The 23214-nt window shown below is 69.8% G+C and carries 25 protein-coding genes and 4 tRNA genes; 24 read left to right on the top strand and 5 right to left on the bottom strand.

All coding sequences use genetic code 11. From position 1 onward, the window contains the following. Window positions 1-53 precede the first annotated feature (53 nt). The gene (locus MYK68_RS17915) at window positions 54-674 is read right to left on the bottom strand and encodes a class I SAM-dependent methyltransferase (protein WP_247865096.1); all 621 of its coding nucleotides are present in this window, start codon (window positions 672-674) and stop codon (window positions 54-56) included. A gap of 86 nt (window positions 675-760) precedes the next feature. Here MYK68_RS17915 and menD point away from each other — a divergent pair, with 86 nt between their 5' ends. From menD to MYK68_RS17900, 3 genes are read left to right on the top strand one after another with little or no spacing between them, the layout of a single operon-like run. After that, on the top strand, window positions 761-2446 hold the full coding sequence (gene menD, locus MYK68_RS17910; protein ID WP_247865095.1) for a 2-succinyl-5-enolpyruvyl-6-hydroxy-3-cyclohexene-1-carboxylic-acid synthase: 1686 nt from the start codon (window positions 761-763) through the stop codon (window positions 2444-2446). Next, entirely contained in the window at window positions 2443-2931 is a 489-nt protein-coding gene (locus MYK68_RS17905; RefSeq protein WP_247865094.1) for a DUF3592 domain-containing protein, read from the top strand. The genes menD and MYK68_RS17905 overlap by 4 nt, the downstream gene beginning before the upstream one ends. After that, window positions 2928-3635, top strand: a complete 708-nt coding sequence (locus tag MYK68_RS17900) for a demethylmenaquinone methyltransferase (protein WP_247865093.1) — start codon at window positions 2928-2930, stop codon at window positions 3633-3635. Before MYK68_RS17905 ends, MYK68_RS17900 begins: the two co-directional genes overlap by 4 nt. 284 nt (window positions 3636-3919) lie before the next feature. Here MYK68_RS17900 and MYK68_RS17895 read toward each other — a convergent pair whose 3' ends face one another. Then, the gene (locus tag MYK68_RS17895) at window positions 3920-4960 is read right to left on the bottom strand and encodes an Lrp/AsnC family transcriptional regulator (protein ID WP_247865092.1); all 1041 of its coding nucleotides are present in this window, start codon (window positions 4958-4960) and stop codon (window positions 3920-3922) included. A gap of 98 nt (window positions 4961-5058) precedes the next feature. On the opposite strand from MYK68_RS17895, the gene MYK68_RS17890 reads away from it, so the two are divergent. Next, a complete protein-coding gene (locus MYK68_RS17890; protein WP_247865091.1) occupies window positions 5059-6609 on the top strand; it encodes an MFS transporter in 1551 nt (516 codons plus the stop codon). Between the two features lie 121 nt (window positions 6610-6730). Here MYK68_RS17890 and MYK68_RS17885 read toward each other — a convergent pair whose 3' ends face one another. After that, window positions 6731-8005: a geranylgeranyl reductase family protein gene (locus MYK68_RS17885; protein WP_247865090.1), complete on the bottom strand. Its 1275-nt coding sequence runs from the start codon at window positions 8003-8005 to the stop codon at window positions 6731-6733. A 122-nt stretch (window positions 8006-8127) separates the two neighbouring features. Between MYK68_RS17885 and MYK68_RS17880 the strand changes: the two genes are divergently transcribed. From MYK68_RS17880 to MYK68_RS17870, 3 genes are all read left to right on the top strand, one after another. After that, entirely contained in the window at window positions 8128-9144 is a 1017-nt protein-coding gene (locus MYK68_RS17880) for a polyprenyl synthetase family protein (protein ID WP_247865089.1), read from the top strand. A 103-nt stretch (window positions 9145-9247) separates the two neighbouring features. Next, window positions 9248-10123: a zinc metalloprotease HtpX gene (gene htpX / locus MYK68_RS17875; RefSeq protein ID WP_247865088.1), complete on the top strand. Its 876-nt coding sequence runs from the start codon at window positions 9248-9250 to the stop codon at window positions 10121-10123. A gap of 103 nt (window positions 10124-10226) precedes the next feature. After that, entirely contained in the window at window positions 10227-10370 is a 144-nt protein-coding gene (locus MYK68_RS17870; protein WP_247865087.1) for a hypothetical protein, read from the top strand. 1228 nt (window positions 10371-11598) lie between these two features. Here MYK68_RS17870 and MYK68_RS17865 read toward each other — a convergent pair. Next, the gene (locus tag MYK68_RS17865) at window positions 11599-12090 is read right to left on the bottom strand and encodes a YajQ family cyclic di-GMP-binding protein (protein ID WP_247865086.1); all 492 of its coding nucleotides are present in this window, start codon (window positions 12088-12090) and stop codon (window positions 11599-11601) included. Window positions 12091-12231: 141 nt separating this feature from the next. On the opposite strand from MYK68_RS17865, the gene MYK68_RS17860 reads away from it, so the two are divergent. From MYK68_RS17860 to rplA, 10 genes are all read left to right on the top strand, one after another. Continuing rightward, window positions 12232-12315 (top strand) — tRNA-Tyr (locus MYK68_RS17860). Window positions 12316-12427: 112 nt separating this feature from the next. Next, a tRNA-Thr gene (locus tag MYK68_RS17855) sits at window positions 12428-12500 on the top strand. Window positions 12501-12543: 43 nt separating this feature from the next. Continuing rightward, window positions 12544-12617 (top strand) — tRNA-Met (locus tag MYK68_RS17850). Between the two features lie 91 nt (window positions 12618-12708). After that, a complete protein-coding gene (rpmG, locus tag MYK68_RS17845) occupies window positions 12709-12876 on the top strand; it encodes a 50S ribosomal protein L33 (RefSeq protein WP_246992217.1) in 168 nt (55 codons plus the stop codon). Window positions 12877-13068: 192 nt separating this feature from the next. Continuing rightward, entirely contained in the window at window positions 13069-14163 is a 1095-nt protein-coding gene (locus tag MYK68_RS17840) for a fused (3R)-hydroxyacyl-ACP dehydratase subunits HadA/HadB (RefSeq protein WP_247865085.1), read from the top strand. Between the two features lie 319 nt (window positions 14164-14482). Continuing rightward, window positions 14483-14555, top strand: a tRNA-Trp gene (locus MYK68_RS17835). 71 nt (window positions 14556-14626) lie between these two features. Continuing rightward, entirely contained in the window at window positions 14627-15040 is a 414-nt protein-coding gene (gene secE, locus MYK68_RS17830) for a preprotein translocase subunit SecE (protein ID WP_247865084.1), read from the top strand. Between the two features lie 70 nt (window positions 15041-15110). After that, window positions 15111-15917, top strand: a complete 807-nt coding sequence (nusG, locus tag MYK68_RS17825) for a transcription termination/antitermination protein NusG (protein WP_247865083.1) — start codon at window positions 15111-15113, stop codon at window positions 15915-15917. A gap of 80 nt (window positions 15918-15997) precedes the next feature. Then, entirely contained in the window at window positions 15998-16432 is a 435-nt protein-coding gene (gene rplK, locus MYK68_RS17820; RefSeq protein WP_247865082.1) for a 50S ribosomal protein L11, read from the top strand. Between the two features lie 143 nt (window positions 16433-16575). Beyond that, the gene (gene rplA / locus MYK68_RS17815; RefSeq protein ID WP_247865081.1) at window positions 16576-17292 is read left to right on the top strand and encodes a 50S ribosomal protein L1; all 717 of its coding nucleotides are present in this window, start codon (window positions 16576-16578) and stop codon (window positions 17290-17292) included. On the opposite strand, the gene MYK68_RS17810 is transcribed toward rplA, so the two are convergent. Then, entirely contained in the window at window positions 17196-17960 is a 765-nt protein-coding gene (locus MYK68_RS17810) for a hypothetical protein (RefSeq protein ID WP_247865080.1), read from the bottom strand. The two genes, rplA and MYK68_RS17810, sit on opposite strands and share 97 nt — an antisense overlap. A 66-nt stretch (window positions 17961-18026) precedes the next feature. Here MYK68_RS17810 and MYK68_RS17805 point away from each other — a divergent pair, with 66 nt between their 5' ends. The 7 genes from MYK68_RS17805 to MYK68_RS17775 all read left to right on the top strand — a co-directional run bounded on the left by MYK68_RS17805 (window position 18027) and on the right by MYK68_RS17775 (window position 23154). Then, the gene (locus MYK68_RS17805) at window positions 18027-18626 is read left to right on the top strand and encodes a TetR/AcrR family transcriptional regulator (RefSeq protein WP_247865079.1); all 600 of its coding nucleotides are present in this window, start codon (window positions 18027-18029) and stop codon (window positions 18624-18626) included. A 26-nt stretch (window positions 18627-18652) separates the two neighbouring features. Then, window positions 18653-19372 (top strand): AzlC family ABC transporter permease, encoded by a 720-nt coding sequence (locus tag MYK68_RS17800; protein ID WP_247865078.1) that lies wholly within the window; start codon window positions 18653-18655, stop codon window positions 19370-19372. After that, window positions 19365-19688, top strand: coding sequence for a branched-chain amino acid transporter permease (locus MYK68_RS17795; RefSeq protein WP_247865077.1), 324 nt, complete (start codon window positions 19365-19367; stop codon window positions 19686-19688). Before MYK68_RS17800 ends, MYK68_RS17795 begins: the two co-directional genes overlap by 8 nt. Before the next feature lie 77 nt (window positions 19689-19765). Next, on the top strand, window positions 19766-20722 hold the full coding sequence (locus MYK68_RS17790) for an L-lactate dehydrogenase (protein ID WP_247865076.1): 957 nt from the start codon (window positions 19766-19768) through the stop codon (window positions 20720-20722). A gap of 122 nt (window positions 20723-20844) precedes the next feature. Beyond that, on the top strand, window positions 20845-21672 hold the full coding sequence (locus MYK68_RS17785; RefSeq protein ID WP_247865075.1) for a DUF2786 domain-containing protein: 828 nt from the start codon (window positions 20845-20847) through the stop codon (window positions 21670-21672). Then, window positions 21669-22160: a TIGR04338 family metallohydrolase gene (locus MYK68_RS17780; RefSeq protein ID WP_247865074.1), complete on the top strand. Its 492-nt coding sequence runs from the start codon at window positions 21669-21671 to the stop codon at window positions 22158-22160. Before MYK68_RS17785 ends, MYK68_RS17780 begins: the two co-directional genes overlap by 4 nt. 25 nt (window positions 22161-22185) lie before the next feature. Next, window positions 22186-23154 (top strand): alpha/beta hydrolase, encoded by a 969-nt coding sequence (locus tag MYK68_RS17775; protein ID WP_247865073.1) that lies wholly within the window; start codon window positions 22186-22188, stop codon window positions 23152-23154. The last annotated feature ends 60 nt before the right edge of the window (window positions 23155-23214 follow it).

Here is a 23214-nt window from a genome sequence, read left to right as displayed (position 1 = left end):
TCCGGTGGGTTTCGGTGTCGTGACGACCCCGAAGTCCGCCGGCTGAGTCCCGGCTACCCGGGATCGACCGCGTACCCGCGGCTGAACGCGGCCCACGGCTTCGGTGCGGCCTTCGCGTAGAACTGCTCGAGCTCCTCGATGCGCCAGCCGGCCGCCCGCACCTGCGCGGCAGTGTCGCGGGTCAGCTCGCACCCGCCGGCCACAAGACGCTCGATCGGATCGAGCATCCGCTGCACGCGCCGTACCCCGCTGTCCGGTGCCGTCCCGTGCTCGAGGAAGGCCAGCGTTCCGCCCGGCTTCACGACCCGCCGCAGTTCGGTCAGCGCCGCCGCGATGTCGGGCACGGTGCACAGCGTGAACGTCGACAATGCGCTGTCGAAGGTGTCGTCCGGGAACGGGATCCGCTGTCCGTCCAGACCGCCCCGGCTGATCGGGATCGACGACGACGCCACCCGCCGTTGCGCGCGTTCCCATCCCACGTCCGACGGTTCGATGCCGACGACCGAGGTGACGGCGTCCGGGTACTGCCCGACGTTGAAACCGGAGCCGAAACCGATCTCGACCACGTCGCCGTGCAGCGGAGCACACGCGTGTCGCCGGAGCTTGTTCATCTGCGGCATGCCGCACGTCTTCTCGATCAGCCGCGGCAGGATCTTGTCGTCGTAGAACCCCATGCCCCACGGTATCGCCGTGTCCGGGCCGGGGGATGATCTCGACTCCGCTCGATCGTCGTGCCATCGCTGTCATTACGCTCGGAGCCATGAATCCGTCGACCCTGCAGGCCCGCGTGATCGTCGACGAACTGATCCGCGGCGGCGTGCGAGAGGCGGTGCTCTGCCCGGGTTCGCGGAACGCGCCGCTGGCGTTCGCCCTGCACGCCGCCGACGCGCAGGGGCGGCTGCGGCTGCACGTCCGGATCGATGAGCGTTCGGCCGGCTATCTGGCGCTCGGTCTGGCGGTCTCGTCCGGGGTGCCGGTGCCGATCGTGATGACGTCCGGCACCGCGGTCGCCAATATGAGCCCGGCGGTCTTCGAGGCCAACTACGCCCGCGTGCCGCTGGTCGTGATCAGTGCGAACCGGCCGTACGAGCTGCTCGGCTCGGGGGCCAATCAGACCATCGAGCAGTTCGGCATCTTCGGTACCCAGGTCCGCGCGGCGATCAGCCTCGGCCTCGCCGAGGAAGACCTCGACACCAATTCGCAGTGGCGCTCGGCCGTCGGCCGGGTGCTCGCGGCGGCCCGCGGCGCGCGCACCGGCAACGCCGGTCCGGTCCAGTTCGACATCCCGTTGCGCGAGCCGCTGGTGCCCGACGCCGGCGACGACCCGGCCGCCACGCTGGACGACGCCGACGGCGGCCGCTACGCCGGGCGCCCCGGCGGACTGCCGTGGACGCAGGCGCCGGTCGGCCGGCTCGACATCCCGATCGAGATCGACCTGTCGGTGCCGACGGTCGTGGTGGCCGGGCACGGCGCCGGCCACCACCCGGAACTCGCGGCGGTACCGACCGTCGCCGAACCGACGGTGCCCGCACCCGCCACACCCCTGCATCCGCTGGCGCTGAACCGGGTCGCGCCGCGGCAGGCGATCATCTGCGGACGTCCGACGCTGCACCGCTCGGTGTCCCGGCTGCTGGCCGACCCGCAGGTCCGCGTCTACGCGCTCACCACCGGCCCGCGCTGGCCCGACGTGTCCGGGAACGTGTACGCGACCGGCACCCGCGCGGTGCCGACCGCGGGGCCCGACCCCGGCTGGCTCGATCACTGCGCGCGGATCGACGGCCGGGTTCGCGCGCTGGTCGCCGCGGAGCTCGCGGCCTGCCCGGAGACCACCGGGCTGCACGTGGCCGCCGCGGTGGCGGCGGCCGTCCGGCCGGGTGATCAGCTGATGGTCGGACCGTCGAACCCGATCCGTGATCTGGCCCTGGCCGGCGCCGTCGCCCCGGGCGTGCGCGTGCTGTCCAACCGCGGGGTCGCGGGCATCGACGGAATCAACTCGACCGCGATCGGGGCCGCGCTGGCCGCCGACCGCGCCCCCGGCGGGCCGGCCGGGCAGACGGTGGCGCTGCTCGGCGACCTCACCTTCATCCACGACGCCACCGGGCTGCTGATCGGTCCCGCCGAACCGCGGCCGTCGGCGCTGCGGATCGTCGTCGCCAACGACGACGGCGGCGGCATCTTCGGCGTGCTCGAACAGGGTGATCCGCGTTTCGCCGGCGACGACTACGCGGGCGCCTACGAACGGATCTTCGGCACCCCGCACCGCACCGATCTGGCCGCGCTCTGCGCGGGCTTCGGGCTGCCGCACACGCGGCTCACCCTCGACCGGCTGCCCGCCGCGCTCGCCGCGCCGGCGCCGCCCGGCGGGATCGAGGTCCTGGAGGTCGCCACACAGCGGGAGCCGCTGCGTCGGCTGCACCAGCGCATCGCCGCGGAGCCGGCCCCGTGAACCCGGTGGTCCAGCGGCGCGTGCAGTTCTTCCTGCTCGCGGGCGCGATTATCGCCACCCTGGTCGGCACCGTCATCGTGCTGGGCGCCTACCGGAACGACGCCAAGATCAACGCGAACAAGGCGACCGCCGTCGCCGAGGTGATCTCCACCGACCGGCTCCACGCCGCGGTCAACTTCGTCACCCCGGACGGGGTGTTGCGCAACCCAGATCTGGGTCTGCTCTATCCGACCCAACTGCAAGCGGGCCAGCGCATCTTGGTCGACTACGACGCCACCGACCCCGACCACCTCGCTCGGCCCGCGGGCCGCGACGCGCGGCTCGCGCTGCTTCCCGGGCTGTCGATCGTGGTGGCCGGCTGGGGTGTCGCGATCATCGCGATGGTCCTGGTCGCACAGGTCAGCAACCGGATCCGCCGTCGCCGGGAAGGCGAGCCAGAGCCCGGATCGGTCCGCGAGGGCGATGCCCTAAGCTCGGAACCATGACCTCGAGCGCCGATCACGGCTCCCGCGCCTCCCTGGAGAAGGACCCGTCCGAGGTCGCCGAGATGTTCGACGGCGTCGCCAAGCGCTACGACCTCACCAACACCGTGCTGTCGTTCGCGCAGGACCGGCGCTGGCGCAAGGCCACCCGCAAGGCGCTGGCGTTACGGCCCCGCGACGTCGTCCTCGACCTGGCCGCGGGCACCGCCGTCTCATCCGAGGAGCTGGCGTCGTCCGGTGCCGTCGTGATCGCCGCCGACTTCTCGCGCGGCATGCTCCGGGCCGGCGCCGAGCGCCCGGTGCCGAAGGTCGCCGCGGATGCGCTGCACCTGCCGTTCGCCGACGACAGCTTCGACGCCGCCACGATCAGCTTCGGCCTCCGCAACGTGAACGACGTGCCGCTCGCGCTGTCGGAGCTGCGCCGCGTGCTGAAGCCGGGCGGCCGCCTCGCGGTCTGCGAGTTCTCCACGCCGACCGCCCGCGCCTTCCGCACGGTGTACATGGAGTACCTGATGAAGGCGCTGCCCACGGTGGCGACCCGGGTGTCGTCGAACCCCGCGGCCTACGTCTATCTCGCCGAGTCGATCCGTGCCTGGCCCGACCAGGCCGGCCTCGCCGCACTGATCCGCGAGGCCGGGTTCGACGACGTCGCCTGGCAGAACCTCACCGGTGGCATCGCCGCGATCCACACCAGTATCGCGACGTAGTCGCTGGTCGAGCGTGTCGTTTCGACACGGTCTCGGCTAGCGCCTCGACCGGCTCAACGGGCTATCGGGGCTCGGATCGACTCGATGGGCGGCACACAGCTCGTTGAGCCGGACGGGCCCGCAGGGCCCGGCCGAGTCGAAACGACTTTCACGGCGAGGAGAGTTTCGACGGCGGCTGGCGCCTCGCCCGCTCAACGGGCGGTGGCACACAGCCCGTTGAGCCGGACGGGCCCGCAGGGCCCGGCCGAGTCGAAACGACCTTCCGCAACGGGCATGTTGCGGGCTCAGGGGAGGGGTGCGGGCGGGGCCAGGCGGTCGCCGACGGTCAGCGCGGACGCGTACTTCACCCGCCGCCAGTGCGGCACCAGCTCGTATCCGGTGATGCCGTCGATCGGGCCCAGCGTGCGGGTCAGGAAGGCGTAGATGCCGCCCTGGTTCGGCGTGATGATGGTGGCGACCAGGTTGGCCGATCCGGTGATCGCCGCGCTGAACGGGACCGCCGGATGCGCGGCGAGGGCCTCGCCGACGGCGGTCAGCCGGTCCGGCCGCACGGTCATCCAGAAGGTGGCCGCGGTTCCGGTGCCGCTGAGCGCCGGGGCGATGTCGACGTCCAGGTAGACCGCGCCGGACCGCAGCAGCGCCTCGAATCGCCGGGTCACCCGGCCCACGCTCATCCCGGTGGAGCGGGCGAGCGACGCGAACGACGTCCGGCCGTCGCGGGCCAGTTCGGCGACCAGCCGGCGGTCCGCGGCGGTCAGCGGTCGGGCCGGGCTGCCGTCGGGCACCGGCAGATCGTCGGCGTCGCGCAGCGCGCAGACCTGTGTCGGCGTCAGCGGCTCGTCGATCCAGCCCTTCCAGAAGTCGCCGGTCGAGCCGCCGGCGAAGACGTGCAGCACCTGGTACGCCGAGACGTCGAGCACGGGTGCGGCCTTCGGCAGCAGCCGCCCGAGGAGTTCGTCGGCGTGGGCGTCGTCGGTGGCCCGCAGACCGAAGCTGACCTCGGATCCGGCGTTCTGGATCACCACCCACGACACGTCCTGGCGGCGGCTGAGCGCCTCGGCGATCGACGCGGCACCCTCCGGCCGGCAGTGCACGCGGATCTGCCACGACGTCGAGTTCGCCGCCGTGGGTTCGTAGACCATCGTCACGCGCAGGAGACCCTCGCGGCGCAGTCGCCGGTACCGCCGGGCGACGGTCTGTTCGGCGAGACCCAATACGTCGCCGAGTTCGCTGAACGACGCCCGCGGCCGCACCTGCAGCGCCTGAGCGATCCGCCTGTCGATCGCGTCGGGAAAGGGGGAATCCTGTGTGAAGTCGGAATCCATGGGAGGAATCATACGGATCTGGTGCACGGAGGTGCGTGAAAGTCTCGCCAGGAGGAAGCTGTATCGCGGAATCTCGCACAGTGAAAGAGGGGTATCTCGTGGCGAAGAAATGGTGGACGCTGATCGCGGTCAGCACCGCGACCTTCATGCTGCTGCTCGACGTGACGATCGTGTCGGTGGCGCTTCCGGACATCCAGCGTGAGCTGGGGGCGTCGTTCAGTCAGCTGCAATGGGTGGCCGACATCTACGCGCTGGCGCTGGCCTCGCTGCTGCTGACCTCGGGCGCGCTGTCCGACCGGCTCGGCCGCCGCCGGGTGTTCCTGGCCGGTCTGACGCTGTTCACGGCCGCGTCGCTGCTGTGCGGCGTCGCACAGGACCCGGTGATGCTGATCGTCAGCCGGGGCATTCAGGGCATCGGCGGCGCCATGCTGTTCGCGACCTCCCTCGCGCTGCTCGCCAGCACGTTCCACGGCCGCGAGCGCGGGATGGCGTTCGGCGTCTGGGGCGCCGTCACCGGTATCGCGACGGCGCTGGGTCCGATCCTCGGCGGTCTCATCACCACCGGAATCAGCTGGCGCGGGATCTTCATGGTCAACGTGCCGATCGGGGTGATCGCCATCATCCTGACCCTGATGAAGGTCGACGAATCGCGCGCCCCGCACGCCCGCCGGATCGACTGGCTCGGCATGATCACCTTCACCCTCGGGCTCGCGGCGCTGGTGTACGGCCTCACCGAGGCGGGCGAGAAGTCGTGGGGCGACGGGCTGGTGATCGGCGCCTTCGTCGTGGCCGCGGTGCTGCTGGTCGCGTTCGTCGCCGTCGAGCTGATGATCGACGAGCCCATGTTCGACCTCTCGCTGCTGCGCGTACCCACCTTCCTGGGCGGCAGCGTCGCCGCGTTCGCGATGAACGGTTCGCTGTTCGCGATGCTCATCTACCTGGTGATCTACCTGCAGGATTCGCTCGGCTACTCGGCGATGGAGACCGGTCTGCGGCTGCTGGTGATGTCCGGCACCACGATGGTGGTCGCAACCGTGGCCGGCCGGGCGTCGAGCCACGTCCCGGTGCGCTGGCTGATCGGCCCGGGACTGCTGCTGGTCGGCGTCTCGCTGATCCTGATGGCCGGCCTGTCAGCGGACTCGTCGTGGACGCACCTGATCCCCGGGCTGATCGTCGCAGGTATCGGCAGCGGCCTGGTGAACCCGCCGCTCGCGTCGACCGCCGTCGGCGTGGTCCCGATCCACCAGTCGGGCATGGCGTCCGGCGCCAACAACACCTTCCGCCAGGTCGGCATCGCGGTCGGTATCGCCGTGTACGGGTCGATCTTCTCGTCGCGGATGAGTTCGTCCATGTCCGACGCCCTCGCGGGCTCGCCGCTCGCCGGTCGCGCGAACGAACTGAGCGGCGCGGTCCGCAGCGGCAGGATCGGCGACGTGATGGCGGCGCTCGCCCCCGCCGACCGCGGATTGCTCGCCCACGCGACGCACACCGCGATGGCGGATTCGATGAACCTGCTGCTGGTCGTGAGCGCGGTCGTCGCCCTGGTCGGCGGCGTCCTCGCGGCGGCGCTGATCCGCGGTAAGGACTTCATCGACACCACCCCGGCCCCGGCCGGCCAGACCCCGCGCACCGAACCGGCGGCGGTCTGAGCGCCGCTTCGCGGTCGGTCGAGTCGGCTTCATGCTGGTCGAGCGGAGTCGAGACCGTCCTCTTGTCATGGCGGGTGATCTCGACTTCGCTCGATCATCGTGGTGCTCCGACTCCGCGCGATCAGCTGAACGGCGGGCGCGACTCGAAACGACGCAGCCCAAGCCCCGCCGAGCGCCAGGCCCGGGCGACCAGGTCGGCGTCGTCGTCGGTCAGCAGATTGCCCATCACGCGCACGACCACTCCCATCAGCGCCGACGACCGGATTCCGGGCCGGCCGAGGACGGGGACGGTGCGCGGCATGGTGAGCAGGCCGGCGGCGCGTCGTGCGGCGGCGAACGCCGTCCCGTATTCGGCGCGCAGCAGCGCGGGCCACGCGGCGGTGTGATCCCGGCTCTCGGCCAGCAGCTCGACGGCCATGCGGCCCGTCTCCAGCGCGTAGTCGATGCCCTCGCCGTTGAGCGGGTTGACGCACGCGGCGGCGTCGCCGATCAGCATCCAGTTCGGTCCGGCCACCTGCGACACGGCGCCGCCCATCGGCAGCAGCGCCGACGCGATGTCGCGGGGCGGCGAGGTGAGCCGCCACTCGTCGCGCACCATCGCCGCGTAGTGCTCGAGTACCGGCCGCAGTTGCAGCGCGGCGGGCCGTTTGGCGGTCGCCAGCGCCCCGACGCCGACGTTGACGGTGCCGTCGCCGAGCGGGAACACCCAGCCGTAGCCGGGCAGCAGCTCGCCGTCCGGGTCGCGCAGTTCCAGGTGCGAGCCCATCCATTCGGAGTCGGCGAGGCCGGAGCCGGCGTAGCTGCGGCCGGCCACCCCGTACGCGGTGTCCCGGTGCCACTGCCGTCCCAGCACCTTCCCGAGCGTCGATCGCACCCCGTCGGCGACGATCACCTGGCCGGCCCGGATCGATCCCGTCTCGCCGCCCCGCCGCACCGTCACCGACTCGATGCGGCCGGCGGAGTCGCGCACGACGTCGACCGCCTTGGTGCCTGCGGCCATCACCGCGCCCCGCTCCAGCGCGAAGCGACGGATCGCGTCGTCCAGCTCGGTCCTGGCCACGGCACTGCCGAACGGACCGAACCGCGACGCCGGCCAGGGCACCTGCGTCGTCGCGCCCCAGCCGTGCAGGGCAAGTCCCCGGATCCGCGGTCGGCCGTCCAGGTAGGACGTCATGCCGAGCGCGCGCAGGGCGCTCACCGCTCGCGGCGTGAGACCGTCGCCACAGGTCTTGTCGCGCGGGAACTCGGCGGCGTCGAGCAGTACCGTCGACGCCCCGGAGGCCGCGGCGTGCGCGGCCGCGGCGGCGCCCGCCGGGCCCGCTCCGACCACCAGGACGTCGGCCGCGCGCGGGAACGCGGCGTCGTCGGAGAGCCGGGGGCCTGTTGGACTGGTCACCCGTCGATTATGTCCAGCCGCACTTGCCGCTACGCTTCTGGTGTCGCCGGAACACGGTGTTCGTGAGCGCCGGTGCAAGACGGTCCGCAGGTCGCGGCCCACGCAGAGACGGGATGCCACACGTGAAGTCGACATTCGCCGGACTGGACCTCGGAGACGAAGCCTTCGCCACCGATGTCGCCGACGCACTCGGACGCGTGGAGGACCTGCTGCTGGCCGAGCTGTCCTCCGGCGACGAGATCCTCACCGAGGCCGCCACCCACCTGGCGAAGGCCGGTGGCAAGCGTTTCCGCCCGATGTTCGCGATCCTGGCGTCGTACTTCGGCCCGGATCCCGCGGGGGAGGACGTGATCACCGCGGCGACCGTCGTGGAGATGATCCACCTGGCCACGCTCTACCACGACGACGTCATGGACGAGGCCCCGCTGCGCCGCGGTGCGCAGAGCGCGAACTCCCGGTGGACCAACTCGATCGCGATCCTGGCCGGCGACTTCCTGTTCGCCCGCGCCTCGCGCCTGGTGTCGACCCTCGGTCCGGACTCGGTGCGGATCATCGCCGAGACCTTCGCCGAACTGGTCACCGGCCAGATGCGGGAGACCGTCGGGGCCCGCGGCGGCGACGCCGTCGACCACTACCTGCGCGTGGTCTGGGAGAAGACCGGGTCGCTGATCGCCGCGGCCGGCCGATTCGGGTCCATGACCTCCGGCGCCGACACGGTCACCGTCGAGACCCTCGCGAAGATCGGCGACATCGTGGGCGTGGCCTTCCAGGTCTCCGACGACATCATCGACATCGCCTCGGTCACCGGCGACAGCGGCAAGACGCCCGGCACCGACCTGCGCGAGGGCGTGCACACCCTCCCGGTCCTCTACGCGCTGGCCGGCGACGGCCCCGACATGGTGCGGTTGCGCGAGCTGCTGCTCGATCCGGCCACCGGCGAGGCCCGCCCGCTCACCGACGACGCCGAGGTCGACGAGGCCCTGCACCTGCTGGTGGCCTCCGACGGGATGGCGCGCGCGCAGACCCGGCTGGCCCAGATGGCCGACGACGCGCACGCCGCACTGGCGACGCTGCCGGAGTGCCCGGCGCGCGCGGCGTTCGCCTCACTGGTCGACTACACCGTCGCCCGCGTCGGCTGACGACTGGCGCGGCTCCCCTCGGCGTGGAACCTTTCGGGTGGTTCCGGTCGTTGATGCTGCAAGATGGTCGAGCGGAGTCGAGACCACGCCACGGAGAGGTGACATGCATTCGTTCAACGGGTTGAAGACCGCGGCCCTGATGGGACTGATGTCGGCGATCATCGTCGGCATCGGTGCGGCGTTCCAGAACACGACGATCCTGGTGATCTCGGTCCTGATCGCGATCGCCACCAACGCCTACGCGTACTTCAACAGCGCCAAGCTGTCGCTGAAGGCCATGCACGCGCAGCCGGTCACCGAGGTGCAGGCGCCGCAGCTCTACGCGATGGTGCGTGAACTCGCGACCCGCGCCCAGCAGCCGATGCCCGCGCTGTACATTAGCCCCACCGAGTCGCCGAACGCCTTCGCGACCGGCCGCAACCCGAAGAACGCGGCGGTCTGCTGCACCAGCGGCATCATGGAACTGCTCGACGAGCGCGAGCTGCGCGCGGTGATCGGCCACGAACTCAGCCACGTCTACAACCGCGACATCCTGATCAGCTCCGTCGCCGGTGCGATGGCCGCGGTGATCTCCGGCCTGGCCAACTTCGCGATGTTCGCCGGCATGTTCGGCGGCGGCAACCGCGACGGCGGCGTCAACCCGCTCGCGATGATCCTGATCGCGATCCTCGGCCCGCTGTCGGCGACCGTGATCCAGATGTCGGTGTCCCGGTCGCGGGAGTACCAGGCCGACGCCTCCGGTGCCGAGCTCAGCGGCGACCCGCTCGCTCTCGCGTCCGCGCTCAACAAGATCTCCGGCGGGATCGCGATGGCGCCCCTGCCGCCGACCCCCGAGCTCACCACGCAGTCGCACATGATGATCGAGAGCCCGTTCCGCGCCGGAGAGAAGATGAGCAAGCTCTTCTCCACCCACCCGCCGACGGCCGACCGCATAGCCCGCCTGCAGGAGATGGCCCGCAACGGCGGCCAGAAGTTCTGACGTCGCCGAGACTGTCCACAACCGGCCGGTAAGGGCTTGTCCGCGCCGACCGCCGCGCGTTGAGTGATGGTCATGGGGGAGGGGCGAACTTAAGATGGCCGCTATGACCAGCGAGATCCTCGGTCTGCCGCCGGGGCCGATCACCCGCGAGACGTTCGACGCGCTGCCCGACGACGGGCACCACGCGATCCTCACGGTGGCCGCGCCTTTCCCGGTCACCGTCCCCCTGTCCGCCCTCATCCTCTGATCCGTCCCGCATACGGGCCCGGCGCGATCTGTCGCGGATCGTGCCGCCGGTCAACAGATGTCGCGGATCCTGTCGGATCCGTCGGTGTGTCCGCTACAGGTTTCAGCCCCGACACGATCCGCGACAGATCGCTCACCGCCGGCTGAGCCGTCGACGAGCCCGCCGGTGCGAGGCGAGGTATCGAAGCCGCCCTTCTCGTGTCCCGTGCTGTTCGTCGGTGGTCAGGTGGCGTGCAGTCACCGGATCCGGCTCTCATCGATTCTCGGGCACGCAGCAGCGGGTTGATACAGAAGCAGCGCGCTCGCGAGCGCTGCCTTTGCGTCTGAACGCTGCCACGCCCACCGCCGGCGGCGCTGTATCGATGCCTTCGTCTCTAGAGGCTTGGTTTCGAGGCTCCTCGCCCTAGCGGGCTCGTCGCACCTCAACCAGCGTGCGGAGCGGTCGCTTCGTCAGGTGTCGGCGACGCGGCCGCTGGCCCCCGGGTGGGTCGGCCGGGAGAGTTTTCGTCGCAGCGCCCCGGTAGCCGTAGTCTCGAAGCCCGGTCACTTCGCTGAGCGTCCACGAAGCGGACGCTGCTACGCCCACCGCCGGCGGCGTTGTATCGGCGCCGTCGTCTCTAGAGGCTTGGTTTCGAGGCTCCTCGCCCTGTGGGCTCGTCGCACCTCAACCAGCGTGCGGAGCGGTCGCTTCGTCAGGTGTCCGCGACGCGGCCGCCGGCCCTCAGGTGGGTCGGTCGGGAGAATTTTTCGTCGCAGCGCCCCGGTAGCCGCAGTCTCGAAGCCCGGTCACATCGCTGAGCGTCCACGAAGCGGACGCTGCCACGCCCGTCGCCGGCTGTGCTGTATCGGCGCCCTCGTCTCTAGAGGCTTGGTTTCGAGGCTCCTCGCCCCAGCGGGCTCGTCGCACCTCAACCAGCGTGCGGAGCGGGGTCACTTCGCCGGGCGTCCACGAAGCGGACTCTGGTCCTTGATCGGGAGGGTGGGCCGCGGAAATCTCGTCGCAGCGCCCTCCGCAGCCGCGGTCTCGAACCCCGGTCACTTCGACAGGCGTCCGCGAAGCGGCCTCTGGCCCTTGCGTGAGGGCAGGCCGGGAGAATTTTCGTCGCAGCGCCCCCCGCAGCCGCTTGTCTGGAGTCTGGCGTGCTCGCTCGCGGCGAGCGTCGTGGCGGCGAGGACAAGCAAGACAAAATTCTCCCGGCCTGCCCGCCGAACACAGGGGCAGCCGCGACCTATCGATAGTTCACGAACTGCAGAGCGATCCCGAAGTCCTCGCCCTTGAGCAGCGCGATCACGGCCTGCAGGTCGTCGCGCTTCTTGGACGAGACGCGCAGTTCGTCGCCCTGGATCTGCGCCTTGACGCCCTTGGGGCCCTCGTCGCGGATCTTCTTCGAGATCTTCTTGGCGTGCTCGGAGTCGATGCCCTGGACCAGTTCGCCGGTGATCTTGAAGGTCTTGCCGGAGGCGACGGGCTCACCGGCGTCGAACGCCTTGAGTGAGATGTCCCGGCGGATCAGCTTCTCCTTGAACACCTCGAGGCCGGCGAGCGCGCGCTCCTCGGCGTCGGAGGTGATCACGATCTTCTCCTCGCCGGACCACTCGATCCCGGTGTTGGTGCCGCGGAAGTCGTAGCGCTGCGAGAGTTCCTTGCCCGCCTGGTTGAGGGCGTTGTCGACCTCCTGGCGGTCGATCTTGCTCACCACGTCAAACGAAGAATCAGCCATGCGCCCAGCCTAGGCCATCGACGCCACCGCTCCGCACGAGGCGCCGGTCCGGTCGCCGAATGGGAGGGCCCTGACCTGCCGGTTTGGATGCACCCCGGGATCTCGTTGTATTCTGTCTCCCGTTGCCTTCACCGGCGACACGGCAGATTGCCCGAGCGGCCAAAGGGAGCGGATTGTAAATCCGTCGCGCAAGCTACGTAGGTTCGAATCCTACATCTGCCACCACGCGAAGACAGATGCGAATACCGGTCACGACCAGCGGTTTTGGTCATCCGGGGAGAGCGTGTGTAATCTCGTGAAGGCTTCTCGCCCACACCGATCGGTGCGGGAGGGATACGCCCCCTTAGCTCAGTCGGCAGAGCGTTTCCATGGTAAGGAAAAGGTCGACGGTTCGATTCCGTCAGGGGGCTCGCTTGGTGCGGGTGGTTCGCGAGGACGACCGGCACCGAACAGGGCGGTGTAGCTCAGCTGGTTAGAGCGCACGACTCATAATCGTGAGGTCCGGGGATCGAGTCCCCGCACCGCTACACAATGCGGCAGCTCCCGCGAGTCCGCCCTTGATCGGGCCGACGTGAGCAGCGGCCGTAGACAGAGTAAGACGCGAAAGAAGGCAAGGACATGGCTTCCTCAACCGACGTGCGGCCGAAGATCACCCTGGCCTGCGAGGTGTGCAAGCACCGCAACTACATCACCAAGAAGAATCGTCGCAACGATCCTGATCGCCTCGAGCTGAAGAAGTTCTGCCCGAATTGCGGTACGCACCAGGCGCACAAGGAATCGCGCTGACGCGTTCTCCCTGGTGAACGGCGCCTTCGGGCGACCGATGAACCACGATCAGCGGGCCGTCTCCCATCCGGAGACGGCCCGCTGATTTGTTTCCGGCGTCGTCCCGGTAGCAGAATCTGGCAGGCTTCGTTGCCACCAGCCGGGGCGTGAGCACAGCCCGCTCCCGCCCGGCGTCGAGCGTGAGGAGAGATGATGACCGAGCTGAACGACGAGCAGATCAAGAGCTCACTGGACGCGCTGGGATCGGGTGAGCTGACACCCGACGAGATCGCCGAGCACACGGCCTCGGTGGTGGGCTACCACTACACCGTCGACGACTACTACGAGGTCGGCCGCGAAGAGGTCCGCAAGCACGCGCTCGCCGTGCAAGACGCGCATCCCACGCATTGGAGCGAAGCCGGCGCCGCCGAGTACGGGCACGACACGCTCGTGGCTCATCCGACCTTCGTCTCGGTGATGGGCATCATCGCCCAGCGGAAGCTCTTCGAGGAGGTCGTGACCGGTTACGACCTGTGGCAGATCATGCAGACCGATCAGCGCCTCGTCTACCACCGCCCGATGAAGGTCGGCGACCGGCTGATCTGCGACGTGTCGCTGGACTCGTTCCGGCACATCACCAGCCCGGAGGTCATCGACCTCATGGTCACCAAGAACATCATCTGCGATCAGCACGACGAGCCGATCATGACGACGTACACGTCGATCGCCGCCCGCCCCGGCCTCAAGGTGCCCGAGGAACTGGAGGAGTCGATCGAGCACGTGATGATGAAGGTCGACGCCGCGGGTGACCCCGGCAAGACCGTCGACCGCGAGGGCGGCCTCTACGAAACGGCCGATCCGGCGGACCGCCCGGCCGCGTACGCCGCGATCGACTTCGACACGCTCACCGTCGGACAGGAACTGCCGGCCAAGACCTTCCTGCTGACCCGCGGCAACCTCGTCAACTATGCCGGGGTGGCCGGCGACCCGAATCCGATCCACTTCTCCGACCACGTCATCAAGGCGTCCGGCGGTATGGACGACGTCGTCGCGCACGGCATGCAGACCATGGGTCTCGGTGCCACCTACGTGTCCGAGTTCGTCGGCGATCCGGCCGCGTTCTGCGAGTACAACGTGCGGTTCACCAGCCCGGTCTACGTTCCCGAGGACCACAGTGCGACGGTCGAGTTCACCGGCAAGGTCCGTGCCCTGGACCCGGAGACGCGCCGCGGCACCATCGCGCTGACCGCCAAGCAGGGCGACCGCAAGATCTTCGGGCGAGCCACCGTCGTCGTGCAGTTCAATTAGTGTCGCGTGTCGAAAATTCATTGACGGTATGCCGCGGCCAGATGAACGCCTGGCGGCGTTGTCGTCGGTCAGGATACCTACCGGTATCCCTCCCTCCCCCGCCTTGCCAGCCGCCCATCTGACGCACGGCAACCATTCAACAATTTTCGACACGCGACACAAGGCGACGACCGCGGAGCCTCCCGGCCGTTTTGGCCTGCGCGCCGGGAGTGCTCTACACTAATCGAGTCGAGGGTTTACCTAGGCTTGCGCGCTGCCCATAGGGTGGCGCGTTGGTGTTGTTAGGCTCGAGACAGTGCCGGTCTCCGGACCGGTGCCAAGGGGCGTAGCTCAACTGGCAGAGCAGCGGTCTCCAAAACCGCAGGTTGCAGGTTCAAGTCCTGTCGCCCCTGCAACCCGACATCCGCATAGACCACGCGGACCCCCGCCTGGGGCGGAGGTAGACGAAGGGATCGGTGAGTACGTGGCCAAGCGCGATCGCAAGGCTCCGGAGAACGACGCGGAGCCGACGACCGGCGGCGACGTCGACACCACCGGTATCGACGTCGATGTGATCGAGGCCGACGAGATGCGGCCGCGCGGCAAGCGCCGCGCGCGGGAGCGCCGGACCGCCGGTGGCGACACGCTGCCGGGCAAGGTGGGCGTGGTCGACGTCGCCGCCGAAGAGGGTGACGCCGATGGCGGCCGGAACCCGTTCGTGCGGATCTGGATCTTCCTGCGGCAGGTCGTCGCCGAGCTGAAGAAGGTCATCTGGCCCACGCGGCGCGAGATGGTCGTGTACGCGATCGCCGTGCTGATCTTCGTGGCGCTGGTGACCGCGGTCATCTCGGGCCTGGACATCGGCTTCGCGAAGCTGGCGCTGCTGGTCTTCGGTTGACCGGCGCCGGTGGGCGTGAGCCCCGCGGGAACAAGGTAAGAACAGTGGCAATGAAGGAGCGTGGGCGCGCATGAGCACCCCGGAGAACGAGATCGAATCGCCGGAGACGGTTGACGCGACGGTCGAGGCCGCCCAGGCCGACGACGTCGTGGCGGACGCGGCGCCGGTCGACGTCGACGCTCCCGAGGCCGAGGAGACCCCGGCCGAGGAGGCCGCCCCGGCGGCTGAGCCCGAGGTCGAGGAAGACCCGATCGAGGCCAAGAAGCGTGAGCTGCGTCGTCAGCCCGGCGACTGGTACGTGATCCACTCGTACGCCGGCTACGAGAACAAGGTGAAGGCCAACCTCGAGACCCGTGTCCAGAACCTGGACGTGGGCGACTACATCTTCGAGGTCGTCGTGCCTGCCGAAGAGGTCACCGAGATCAAGAACGGTCAGCCCAAGAAGGTCAACCGCAAGGTGCTGCCCGGCTACATCCTGGTGCGCATGGACCTGAACGACGAGTCGTGGGGCGCGGTGCGCAACACGCCCGGCGTTACCGGCTTCGTCGGGGTGACCCCGAACGTGCCGTCGGCGCTGTCGATCAAGGAGGTGCTCCAGTTCCTGGTGCCGCGCTCCGAGGTCCGCAAGGCCGAGAAGGCCGCCGCGGCCGCCGCCGTCGGCGGGAGTGTCGAGGCCGCCGCGGCCGCCGCGTCGAACCTGGTCGAGGTCGACTTCGAGATCGGCGAGTCGGTCACCGTCATGGACGGTCCGTTCGCGACCCTGCCGGCGTCGATCAGCGAGATCAACACCGAGCAGCGCAAGGTCAAGGTCCTCGTCTCGATCTTCGGTCGCGAGACCCCGGTCGAGCTGGGCTTCAACCAGGTGGAGAAGCTGTAGCCGTTCCGGCCACCGCCGCCCACTAAGAGACTTCCGCGTATCCAGCGTGCGCGGAGTGTGAAGAAAAAGGACAAAGAGAGATGCCTCCCAAGAAGAAGAAGATCGCCGGGATCATCAAGCTCCAGATCCAGGCCGGTGCGGCCAACCCCGCCCCGCCCGTGGGTCCGGCGCTCGGTCAGCACGGCGTGAACATCATGGAGTTCTGCAAGGCGTACAACGCCGCGACCGAGAGCCAGCGCGGCAACGTGATCCCGGTCGAGATCTTCGTGTACGAAGACCGCTCGTTCGACTTCAAGCTGAAGACGCCCCCGGCTGCCAAGCTGCTGCTCAAGGCCGCGGGTCTGCAGAAGGGTTCGGGCGAGCCGCACACCAACAAGGTCGGCAAGGTCACCATGGACCAGCTTCGCGAGATCGCGAAGACCAAGGCCGAGGACCTCAACGCCAACGACGTCGAGGCCGGAGCCCGGATCATCGCCGGTACCGCCCGCTCGATGGGTATCACCGTCGAGGGCTGACCTGTCGTCGCTCCCTGCCCTTTCGCTCCCTGAGCTTGTCGAAGGGCGAAGGGCGAAGGGCGAAATCACCCGTGGGAGGGCCGCGCTCGGCCCACTAACCACTCACTCCCGGCCGGCACGGCCGAGAAGAAGGAACAGAGCACATGAGCAAGAAGAGCAAGGCCTACCAGGCCGCCGCCGAGAAGATCGATCGCGACGCGCTGTACAGCCCGCTGGAGGCTGTGACCCTCGCGAAGGAGACCTCCTCGAAGAACACCGATTCGACCGTCGAGGTCGCCGTCCGCCTGGGCGTCGATCCCCGCAAGGCCGATCAGATGGTCCGCGGCACCGTCAACCTGCCGAACGGCACCGGTAAGACCGCCAAGGTCATCGTCTTCGCCGCCGGCGACAAGGCCAATGAGGCCCTCGCCGCGGGTGCCGACGAGGTCGGCGCCGAGGATCTGATCGAGAAGATCCAGGGCGGCTGGCTCGATTTCGACGCCGCGATCGCCACCCCGGACCAGATGGCCAAGGTCGGCCGTATCGCGCGTGTCCTCGGCCCGCGCGGCCTGATGCCGAACCCGAAGACCGGCACCGTGACCGTCGACGTCACCAAGGCCGTCAACGACATCAAGGGCGGCAAGATCAACTTCCGCGTCGACAAGGCCGCGAACCTGCACTTCGTGATCGGCAAGGCCTCGTTCTCGCCGGAGCAGCTGGCCGAGAACTACGGCGCCGCGTACGACGAGATCATGCGCGCCAAGCCGTCGGCCGCCAAGGGCCGCTACCTGAAGAAGATCACGGTCTCGACCAACACGGGCCCGGGCATCCCGGTCGACCCGTCCGTGTCGCGCAACTTCACGGACGCTGAGCAGGGCTGATTTTCACCGCTCCCTGAGCCCCGTTGACGGGCCGGGAGAGACGACGAGGGGCGCCACCGCGAGGTGGTGCCCCTCGTCGTCTGTCTGGCGGTCGCCCCCGGCGGCTCCCGAGGGCAGATCGTCGGCGTGGTCTGCCGTGGCCGACGGCCCGCGACGCTCAGCGCGCGGCCGGACGCGTCCCTCGCCGCCCACAGGGTGTCGATGACCAGCACGATCCCGAATATGCGGTACGTGGACTCCAGGGCCTGTGTCGGTCCGGTGGCCACGACGGTGAGCAGCCACAGGATGCCGGAGCCGAGGGCGGCGGCGATCGCGGTGCGGCCGACGTCCTTCCAGCACGCCGTCGCGTAGGCGGTGCCGTAGAGCTTGACCGGTGGGGGACCGCTGTCGAAGCGATATGCGAACCGGACGTCGGCCCACTGGATCATCCGGTGGCCGTACGCCACCGAGAACCCGAGGTACACGGCGGCGAGGCCGTGGCTGAATTCGGCGGGGGCGCCCCGATGCAGGTCGAGGCCGGCCGCGATCAGCAGCACCAGGTCGACCACCGGTGTCAGCGCCAGCAGGGCGAGGCCGAGGCGCCGTTTCCGGAGGAGATAGCGGGTGCTCAGTCCGGCGACTATCACCATCCAGAAGGTGATCTCGCAGCCGAGGATCAGGCCGACCATGAGGACTCCTTTGATAGTACGGTCGTGCTAAATAGGAAACTAGCACGACCGTGCTAACTTGTCTTCATGCCAAGACGGATCGACCTCGATCGCCGGCGCGAGGAACTCGCGGCTGCCGTGTGGTCGGTGGTGCGCGAACGGGGCATCGGGGCGCTCTCGGTGCGGACGGTGGCCGCGCAGGCCGGTGTCGCTGTCGGGTCGCTGCGGCACGTCTTCCCGACCCGCAGCGAACTGGTCGTCTTCTCCGCGGAGCTGATGCTCCGGCGTGCGCGCGAGCGGATCGACGCGGTGGTGCGCACCGGTGACCTCGAGCACGACTACCTGGCGATCCTCTCCGAACTCCTGCCGCTCTCCCCGGATCCGCGGGCCGAACTCGAGGTGAATCTGGCGCTCATCGCGGAGGCCCCCGCGGTGCCCGAGCTGATCCCGGTGCGCGACCGGGCGACGCGGGAACTCGCCGATTTCTGCACCGCGATCGCGTCGAGCCTGGAGGCCGACGCGCGCGGCGTGGCGCAGGACGAGGTCGATGCCGTGGCGGCCGGCCGGCGCCTCCACGCACTGGTCGACGGCCTCGCTCTCCACCTGCTCGCCGACCCGGACGGCGGGGACGCCGACTGGGCCCTGGACATCCTCCGCGGAGAGATCGCCGCCCTGCATTCGGTGTGAGCGGCGAGACGTGCGAGTCTCGACGGGTGACCACCTCGCCTGTCCCGGAACGCGGTGACGCGGCCGTGCGCTCGGAGATTCTCACCGGGCTTCGGCTGTCGCTGCCCGCGGGTCTGGGCATGTTCCCGCTGGGTGTCGCCTTCGGACTGCTCGTGGTGCAGCACGGACTGTCCTGGTGGGTGGCGCCCGCGCTGTCTATCGCGGCGTACGCCGGCTCGCTCGAACTGCTGCTCGTCGGCATGATCGCGGCCCTGGCGCCGATCGCCACCATCGCGCTGACCACCCTGCTGGTGAACTTCCGGCACGTCTTCTACGCCTTCTCGTTCCCGCTGCGGGTGGTGCGCGGTCGGCTGCGACGGCTCTACTCCATGTACGCGATGACCGATGAGGCGTACGCGATCACCGCGGCGGCGCCGGGGACGTGGACGTCGCCGCGGCTGCTGGCGACCCAGGTCGCGTTCCAGTCGTACTGGGTCGGCGGCGGGCTCGCCGGTGTCCTGATCGGGAATCTGCTGCCCGGACCGATCGACGGTCTCGGCTTCGCGCTGTGCGCACTGTTCGTCACGCTGACGCTCGACGCCTGCCGCACCCGCGGACAGGTGCCCTCGCTGGTGCTGGCGGGTGCCGCTTTCGCGGTGGCCGTCGTCGCGACGCCGGGCGCGGTGCTGTTCACGGCACTGCTGGTGTTCGTCGGGTTGCTCGTCGTCCGGTACGCCCTGTCGCGGAGGGGGCCGTCCGATGCCTGAGACCGGCTATCTGATCGCGGTGCTCGCGACGGTCTTCGCGATCACCTTCGCGCTGCGCGCGCTGCCCTTCGCGGTCCTCGGGCGACTCCGACAGTCCCGGTTCGTCCTCACCCTGGCCGCATGGATGCCGGCCGGCATCCTGGCGATCCTCGCGGCCACCACGTTCTCCTCCTCGATCGACGACGACGGCCGCGTGGCGCCCGCGGTACTCGCCCTCGCAGTGACCGTCGGCGTCCATCTCGGTGCCGGACGACGCACCCTTCTCAGCGTCGGGCTGGGCACGCTCACCTACATCGCGCTCCTCGCGGTGCTCTGATGGCGGCTCGGTGAACGACCGCCCGCGGACGGTCGTATACCGGGCGCGGGCGGGTCGAGCGCGCTAGCGTCGTGGCCATGGAACCCACGGGGAGCAAGATCAGCATCATCGGCGCCGGCGCAGTCGGTACCGCCATCGCCTACGCTGCGCTGATCCGCGGGGTCGCGCGGACCGTCGCGCTGATGGACGTCAACGCCGAGAAGGTCGCGGCCGAGGTGCTCGACCTCTCGCACGGCCTCGAATTCCTGCCTCGGGCGGCGGTGATCGGCGGGGCGGATCCGTCGATCTGCGCGGACTCGGACGTGGTCATCTTCACCGCGGGCGCCAAGCAGAAGCCCGGCCAGACCCGGCTCGAACTGGCCGAGGCCACCATCGAACTGACTAAGCGGGCGCTGCCGCCGATCGTCGAGGCCGCCCCGGACGCCTGTTTCGTGATGGTCACCAATCCCGTGGACGTCATCACGTACGCCGCTCTGAAGTTCACCGGTCTGCCCCGCAACCAGCTGTTCGGATCGGGCACCGTGCTCGACTCCTCCCGTCTGCGGTTCCTGGTGTCCGAGCACTGCGGCGTCGCGGTGCAGAACGTCCACGCCTACATAGCCGGTGAGCACGGCGACTCGGAGATCCCGCTCTGGTCCTCGGCCAGCATCGGCGGCGTCCCGCTCCTCGACTGGGAGCCGATCGAGGGTTTCGACCTGCTCGACGCGCGGGCGCGTGAACGGATCCACTCCGAGGTGGTCGGCTCGGCGTACCGGATCATCCAGGGCAAGGGGGCCACCAACTACGCGATCGGGCTCGCGTCGGCGCGCATCACCGAGGCGATCATCAACGACGAGCACCGCATCCTGCCGGTCTCCTCGCTGATCGAGGACGACCTTCACGGCATCTCCGACGTGTGTCTCTCGCTGCCGACCCGGGTCGATGCGCGGGGCGCCGGGGAACGTCTCCCGATCGCGATGTCCGCCGACGAGATCGCCGGGCTGCGCGCCTCCGCCGAGACGCTGCGGGAGATGCAGGCCAAGTTCGGTCTCTGACGGCGCCGGTCGTGCCGCCGCTGTCAAGACGGCGGGCGCCGGTGCTGTGGACAACCGTCGGACCCGTCCGGCCCTGTGGACGGGGCATCGAGCGGGCCGGCGACCGCCGATACCCTGGGATCATGCGCGACGACAAGCTCCTCACCCGAATCGCCGGACTGCTGCGGCAGGCCGAGGGCACCGACAACGAGCACGAGGCGGAGGCGTTCATGGCCGCCGCCCAGCGACTCGCGACCGCATCGTCGATCGACCTGGCGGTGGCGCGCGACCACGACCCGGCACTCAAGAAGCGGTCGGCGCCGATCACCCGGCAGATCGCCATCGGGACCGCCGGTAAGCGCGGCCTCCGGACCTACGTGCAACTCTTCGTGCAGATCGGCCGCGCCAACGACCTGACCTGCGATGTCGCCGCCAACTCGACCTACGTGATCGCATACGGCTTCGCCGGTGACATCGATGCGACGGAGGCGCTGTACGCGTCGCTCGTGGTGCAGATGGTCGCGGCCAGCGACGCGTACCTGAAATCCGGGGCCTACAAGAATCAGACCGCGCGCCGAGTGGTGACGCGCGACCGCGGCCCGTGGCGGCAGCGCGTGGTCGAGGAGAAGGCGCTGTCTCCGATCACCGCGCGTCTGAATTTCCAGTCGGCCTTCGCCGAACGCATCGGCGCACGACTCGCACAGGCCCGCGACGACCAGCGGCGCAGCGCCGTCGAGGTGGAGAACGGGTCCGGTGGGCCGTCGTCGACCGCGCTGGCGCTGCGTCACAAGGAACTGGAAGTGTCCGAATTCCACCGGCGGGAGTCGACGGCGCGTGGCACCTGGCGGCCGAGCCGTGCGTCGGCCGGCTATTCGTCGGCCGCACGACAGGCCGGTGACCGCGCCGGCCGCCGCGCGAAGATCGGTGCCGACCGGGAGTTCGGCGCGCCCCGCGGGGCTCTGGAGGGATGACGCGGGATGCGCGCCGCGCCCGGTGCTACGACGCGGAGCGCCTGATCTTCCGGCTGATGGAACGGCCGGGCGGTGGCGCGCACACCGTCGAACTGGCCGGCACCACCCTCACCCTGCCCGGGGAGGCGCACTTCGGGTCCGTCGAGTCGGTCCAGCGCTACGTCGACGAGGTGCTGGCGCTGCCCGCCGTCCGGGAACGCTTCGCACGGGCGGCCCGGCCGGTCCGCGTGCGGGACCGCCGGTCGGCGGCGGCCGCCCACTATTCTCGCGACGACGCGACCATCGCCCTTCCCGCCGGGCACCCGGACCGGTGGGCGATGCGCGAACTCGCCGTCCTGCACGAGCTCGCCCACCACCTCGACGATGACGGCGTTCCCGCGCACGGGCTCGGGTTCACCGGCACCCTCACCGAACTCGCGGGCCTGGTCCTGGGGCCGGAGACCGGGCTGGTGTACCGGGTGATTCTGGGGGACGCCGGGCTGCTCTGAAATGTCCCTGTGTCAAACTGCGTACATGACCGAATCGAACGTCGTGAAGGTGGAGCGGGTCGAGTACTCGCAGCGCAGCGTCCGGAGCCGGATGGCCTGGGTCGGGCTGCGCGTCGGCGCGTACCCGGTGATCGCCGCCTGGTCGCGCCGCCCCGGGGTCGACTGGCCGTACGACCTGTTCGACAACGTCGCGGGCAAGGTGGTTCCGCCGCTGCCGAGCAACTTCCGCGAGCCGGTGCAGCTCCCGAACTGTGGTGCTGAGCTGCAGATTCCGGTCGGCGCACGACCGGACCGGGCGATCCTGTATCTGCACGGCGGCGCCTTCGTGGTCGGCGGCGTCAAGTCGCACCGCAGGCTGGCCGGATCGATCGCCGCTAAATCGCACGCCCAGGTGCTGGCCGTGGGCTACCGCAAGCTGCCCGAGCATCCGCCGTCGGTCTCCATCGAGGACTGTCTGGACGGTTACCGCTGGCTCCTCGGCCGCGGCTACACCCCCGGCCAGATCGTGATCGCGGGTGACTCGGCCGGCGGATTCCTGACCGCGATGACCGCGGTCCGGCTCCGCGACGCGGGGGAGGAGCTGCCCGCCGGGCTGATCCTGGAGAACCCGCTGATCGACCCGACGCCGTCGCGCCGCCGCGAGGGCGCCTATCGCACCGCCGATCCGCTGTTCCCGCACCGGGCGTTCAGCGAGTTCGACCGGATGATCCGGGAGAGCGAACCGGCCGGTGACACCGTCGCGCCGCTCGACGGCGACCTGAGCGATCTGCCGCCCACGCTGATCCAGGTCGGCTCGCACGAGATGCTGCGGGTGGACGCCGAGGACTTCGCGGCGGCGCTGGCCCGCGCCGGCGTGCCGGTCCGGCTGGAGATCTTCCGCGGTGCCGTCCACGTGTTCCAGGCCTTCATCGATCTGCTGCCCGAGTCCCGCCTGGCGATCGTGCGGATGGCGCGCTTCGCCGAGAAGTGCTGGGCGGCCCGGAACCCGGACTGATCCGCCGGTCGGGGGCGTGGCTTCGACACCGTCTCGCCCCTGCGGGGCTCGACGGGCTCA

It is taken from the genome of Gordonia sp. PP30, assembly GCF_023100845.1.
Taxonomy (GTDB): domain Bacteria; phylum Actinomycetota; class Actinomycetes; order Mycobacteriales; family Mycobacteriaceae; genus Gordonia.
The sequence above is the reverse complement of the archived record's forward strand: the minus strand, read 5'-3'. Positions and strand labels throughout refer to the sequence as shown.